Origin of the sequence: uncultured Fretibacterium sp., from assembly GCF_938030725.1 — a bacterium.
GTDB lineage: Bacteria > Synergistota > Synergistia > Synergistales > Aminobacteriaceae > Fretibacterium.
The window spans coordinates 1-4,650 of the sequence record NZ_CALHIQ010000094.1; the positions used below are offsets into that span (position 1 = coordinate 1).

General features: G+C 62.6%; 4 protein-coding genes. 2 read left to right on the plus strand and 2 right to left on the minus strand.

All coding sequences use genetic code 11. The annotated features are described in order from the left end of the window. The first annotated feature begins 100 nt into the window (after positions 1 to 100). Both Q0629_RS05880 and Q0629_RS05885 read left to right on the plus strand, forming a co-directional pair. Entirely contained in the window at positions 101 to 1,324 is a 1,224-nt protein-coding gene (locus Q0629_RS05880; RefSeq protein ID WP_298780128.1) for an amidohydrolase, read from the plus strand. A 6-nt stretch (positions 1,325 to 1,330) separates the two neighbouring features. Next, the gene (locus Q0629_RS05885) at positions 1,331 to 2,080 is read left to right on the plus strand and encodes a hypothetical protein (RefSeq protein WP_298780131.1); all 750 of its coding nucleotides are present in this window, start codon (positions 1,331 to 1,333) and stop codon (positions 2,078 to 2,080) included. A 100-nt stretch (positions 2,081 to 2,180) separates the two neighbouring features. On the opposite strand, the gene arcC is transcribed toward Q0629_RS05885, so the two are convergent. Both arcC and argF read right to left on the minus strand, forming a co-directional pair. Continuing rightward, entirely contained in the window at positions 2,181 to 3,113 is a 933-nt protein-coding gene (arcC, locus tag Q0629_RS05890) for a carbamate kinase (protein WP_298780134.1), read from the minus strand. A gap of 14 nt (positions 3,114 to 3,127) precedes the next feature. Beyond that, on the minus strand, positions 3,128 to 4,120 hold the full coding sequence (argF, locus tag Q0629_RS05895) for an ornithine carbamoyltransferase (RefSeq protein ID WP_298780136.1): 993 nt from the start codon (positions 4,118 to 4,120) through the stop codon (positions 3,128 to 3,130). Positions 4,121 to 4,650: the final 530 nt, after the last annotated feature.

The window sequence follows — 4,650 nt, forward strand, 5'->3', positions numbered from 1 at the left end:
CCCCTAATGAGGCCTTTTTTCAATTTGCCTGTTGCTTTTAGCTTGACAATCTAGCGATTATAATGTTTTAGACAAAACGCTTGGGGGAAGCGACAACAGATTGAAGGAAGATGGAGGCACGATGATGAACATGCTGAGCAGGATCAAGGACCTGGCGAGGGAATATGAGCGTGACGCCGTAGCTCTGCGGCGACACTTCCACGCGCATCCGGAGCTCTCCTGGCAGGAGGCGCGGACGACGGACCGCATCGAGGAGGAACTGGGGAAACTGGGCATCCCGGTCCTCCATCGCGGCTACGGCGGGACGTCGAGCGGCCTGATCGCCGACATCAAGGGCGCCCGCCCCGGCAGGTGCGTGGCCCTGCGCTCGGACATCGACGCCCTGCCCATCCACGAGGAAAACGACGTCGAGTATCGGTCCAAAAACGACGGCGTCATGCACGCCTGCGGACACGACGGGCACATGGCGGGGCTGCTCACCGCGGCGCGCATCCTGATGCAGATTCGGGACGAGCTGCCCGGCACGGTGCGCCTGCTCTTTCAGCCCGCCGAGGAGGACGGCCCCCGCGGCGGCGCCAAGGTCATGATCCAGGAGGGGGCGCTTCAGGGCGTGGACGGCGTCTTCGGCCTCCACCTCTTCAGCCTCTACCCCACCGGCAAGGTGCTCTATCGCTCCGGCCCCTGCATGGCCTCCGCCGACGGCTGGGACCTGGTCGTCACGGGCAAGGGAGGGCACGGTGCCGCCCCGGAGAAGGCCGTGGACCCCGTCGTCGCCGCCTGCACGCTGGGCTGCGCTCTCCAGACCATCGTTTCCCGCGAGGTCGCGCCCACGGATACGGCCGTCATCAGCATCACCAGCGTGGAGAGCTCCACAAAAACCCGAAACATCATCCCTGAGAGCGTCACCCTGATGGGAGCGACCCGCGCTCTGAGCCCGGAGATGCAGGACAGGGTCGAGGCCGCCATGCGCCGCATCGCGGAGGGCGTCGCCCTGACGACGCGCTGCACGATCGACCTGAACTACATGCGCTTCTACCCCGCGGTCATCAACGACCCGAAGCTGACCCAAATCCTGAAGGCAACGGCAGAGGAGATGTTCGGCGCCGACGCCGAGGAGGCGCCCGTGAACATGGGGTCCGAGGACTTCAGCTTCTACGGCCGTGCCGTGCCGGCGACCTTCGCCCAGCTGGGCGTCGGCGACCCCGCCCAGCCGGGGACCCGCTGCCCCCATCACTCGCCAACCTTCAACCTGGACGAGGCGCAGCTCCAACGCGCGGCAGCCCTCCACGCCGGCTTCGCCTGGAGCTTCCTGAACGGGGATTAAGCCGGCTTGAACATCGCGGCCTTCGACCTCGAAACGAACGGCTACCCTGGGACCTCCGTGCTCTCCGCCTCGTCCATCGTGTTCGACGAGGCGGGGCGCCTCCTCGCCTTCTTCAACCGCTTCTACCTTCCTACCGAACCTTTCAATCGCTGGCTCGTCCGCGTCCACGGCCTGACGCTCGAAAGACTTTTGGCCCTGCGCGCCCGACGCCCCGACGGTTCGCCCTACTTCGTCGAGGACTGGCCCGACCTGATGGCGTTCTGGGACCATTGGAACGTCGAGGGGCTTGTCATCCACAACGCTCGCTTCGACATGGCCTTCCTTCCAGAGGTGGCTCAGCTCCTCCTCCCCTGCTGGTGCTCCATGCGGGGTCTGACGGAGTTCTGCGCCCTGCCGGGGAGGAATCGCTTCAAGCCGCCGCGGCTCAGCGAGGCCGTGGACGCGGTGTGCTGCGGTCCCCGCGCGCTGTCCGCCACGGAGGACATTCAGCGCGCGGAGGAGGCCGTTGGGGACGCTGCAGCGCACGTTTCCCTGTCGGACTGCTTCCAGCTCTACCGCGCCGCCGCGCGCGTCGCGGCGAACCGACCGGACTGGATGGACTTCAAGACGATCACGCTCCCCTTCCACACGCCGAAAGGACGCCCTCACCCTCCGTCCACCTCCCCGCGTGAGGACGGCTTCACGGTCGGGCTTCTGGACCTCGAACGGCGCCTGCTCTCGCTCGGCGCGGCTAGGCAGGGAGTGATCGAGGATTGACTTGCCGATCCAGCCCATGAGAAAGGGCCGCTCCGCAGAAAACGGAGCGGCCCTTTGGCTTACGGATTTGAAAGCGTGATTTCTCTACGGCGAAGCTGGCCTAAGCCTCGATGACCGTCCCGACTTCGCCCTTCAAAGCCTCTGCGGCAAGGGCGAGGGAGGTGATTACGGCCTTGCGCCCCTTCTTGGCCTCGACGAAGGCCAGACAGGCCTCGACCTTGGGCAACATGCTGCCCTTGGCGAACTCGCCGCTCTTCATGTACTCCTTGGCCTCTGCCACCGTCAGGTGTGCCAGGTCCTTCTGATTGGGCTTGTTGAAGTTGATGGCCACGCGGTCAACAGCCGTCAGGATCACCAGGGCGTCGGCGTCGAGGTCCGACGCAAGGCGGGCGGAGCTCCTGTCCTTGTCGATGACCGCATCGATCCCCACGTAACGATCTCCCTTGCAGATGACCGGAATGCCGCCGCCGCCGACCGCAATGACGACCATTCCCATCTCCATCATCTTTTTGATGGCGTCCATCTCGACGATCTTCACCGGAAGAGGAGAGGGAACGACCCTGCGATAGCCGCGTCCGGCGTCCTCGACGAAGGTCCAGCCCTTTTCCGCCGCAATGGCGTCCGCTTCCTCCTTGCTGCAGAAGTTGCCCACCGGCTTGGAGGGGTCCTGGAAGGAGGGGTCCTGTGCGCTGACCTCAACCTGCGTCACGACGCTCACGACGTCCAGCTTCAGCCCCACGCGCTCCGCTTCGGCCTGAAGCGCCTGCTGAAGGTGGTAACCGATATACCCCTGGCTCATGGCGCCACACTCGACGAGGGGCATGTAAGGCGTCTTGCCATCTCCCTGCGAGGCGAAATCGAAGGCGTTGTTGATCATTCCGACCTGCGGGCCGTTTCCATGCCCGATGACCACCTGATGGCCGGCCTTCACCAGCCCCATGATGGACGGGGCTGCCTTGCGGACCGCCTCGATCTGTCCCTCCGGGGTATTGCCAAGGGCATTGCCGCCCAGCGCAACGACAACTTTACTCAAGATCCGTCCTCCGCTCAGCACATCGTCGCAAAGATGACGGCCTTGATGGTGTGCATCCGGTTCTCCGCCTCCTCAAAGACGAGGGAGCGGTCGGAGGTGAACACCTCGTCCGTGACCTCCATCTCCGGGATGCCGAACTTCTTGTAGATGTCCTCGCCGATGGTGGTGTTGCGGTCGTGGAAGGACGGCAGGCAGTGAAGGAAGATCGCGTCCGGCGAGGCCAGGTCCATCACGCGGCGGTTGACCTGATAGGGCGAGAGCAGCTTGATCCTCTTCTCCCAGATATCGTCAGGCTCTCCCATGGAAACCCAGATGTCGGTGTAGAGGACATCGGCACCCTTAACCGCGGTATCGACGTTGGAGTTGAGCGACACCGTGCACCCCTGCCTCTTTGCGATCTCCTTGGCCTTCTCGACGAGCTCCGCCTTCGGGAAGAGGTCGCTGGGGCCACAGGCGGTGAAGTTCACGCCGGTCATGGCGCAGGCGATCATCAGCGAGTTCGCGACGTTGTTCCTGGCGTCGCCCATAAAGACGCAGCTAAGCCCTTTGAGGTGCCCGAAGTGCTCCTCCATCGTCATAAGGTCCGCAAGCATCTGGGTGGGGTGGAAGTCGTCCGTCAGGCCGTTCCAGACGGGAACGCCCGAGTACAGCGCAAGCTCCTCCACCAGCTTCTGGCTGAAGCCGCGGTACTCGATGCCATCGTACATCCTGCCGAGGACCTTCGCGGTGTCCTCGATGCTCTCCTTCTTGCCCATCTGAGAGCTGCCGGGGTCAAGGTAGGTGACGCCCATCCCCAGGTCCATCCCCGCGACCTCAAAGGAGCAACGGGTCCGGGTCGATGTCTTCTCGAACAGCAGGACGATGTTCTTCCCCTCAAGGTAGCGGTGCGGCGTCCTGGTGCGCTTCAGGTCCTTGAAGTTCTTCGCCAGGTCCAGAAGGTACCGAACGTCCGACGGCTCAAAATCTAAAAGCTTAAGAAAACTTCTTCCTCTCAAGTTTCTTGCCACGATAATTCCTCCCTGTTGTTTTTCGATAACGGGGTCCGTCCGAACTGAAAGACCAGCGAACGGTCCGCTTTAACGCCCAATTCCAATTAAAAACTCAAGTTCCAAAAGACTGACGTACAATAAACCATCCTGTTGAAAAAGGCAAGTCGGACAACGCTGGTTTCTCGTCATTGAAAGCGAACGGATTCTCGCCTAGGCATCCAACCGGAAGACTTGCTCTTTTTGGATGTCATTGCAGATGCCGCTAGTTAGTCTGGGAAATACAAATGCGCCGCTCGATGAATCTTTGGTCTGATACATCCTTACGGCTCACTGTTGATGTAGCCTCCCGACACCTGCGCACGCTCCTCAGGGCTCAATACGTGCTTCGGGCCCGCCTTCAGCTTCCCCAGAGGACGCGCACCACAGATGGCCGCGGGAATCCAGCGACTGGCCGACCTCTTAACTCCTCTTCAGGGTCTCGACCTCGTCCAGGGAAAGGCGGGTGAAGCGCGCGACGGACTCCGGGGACATCCCTTCCCGCAGCATGG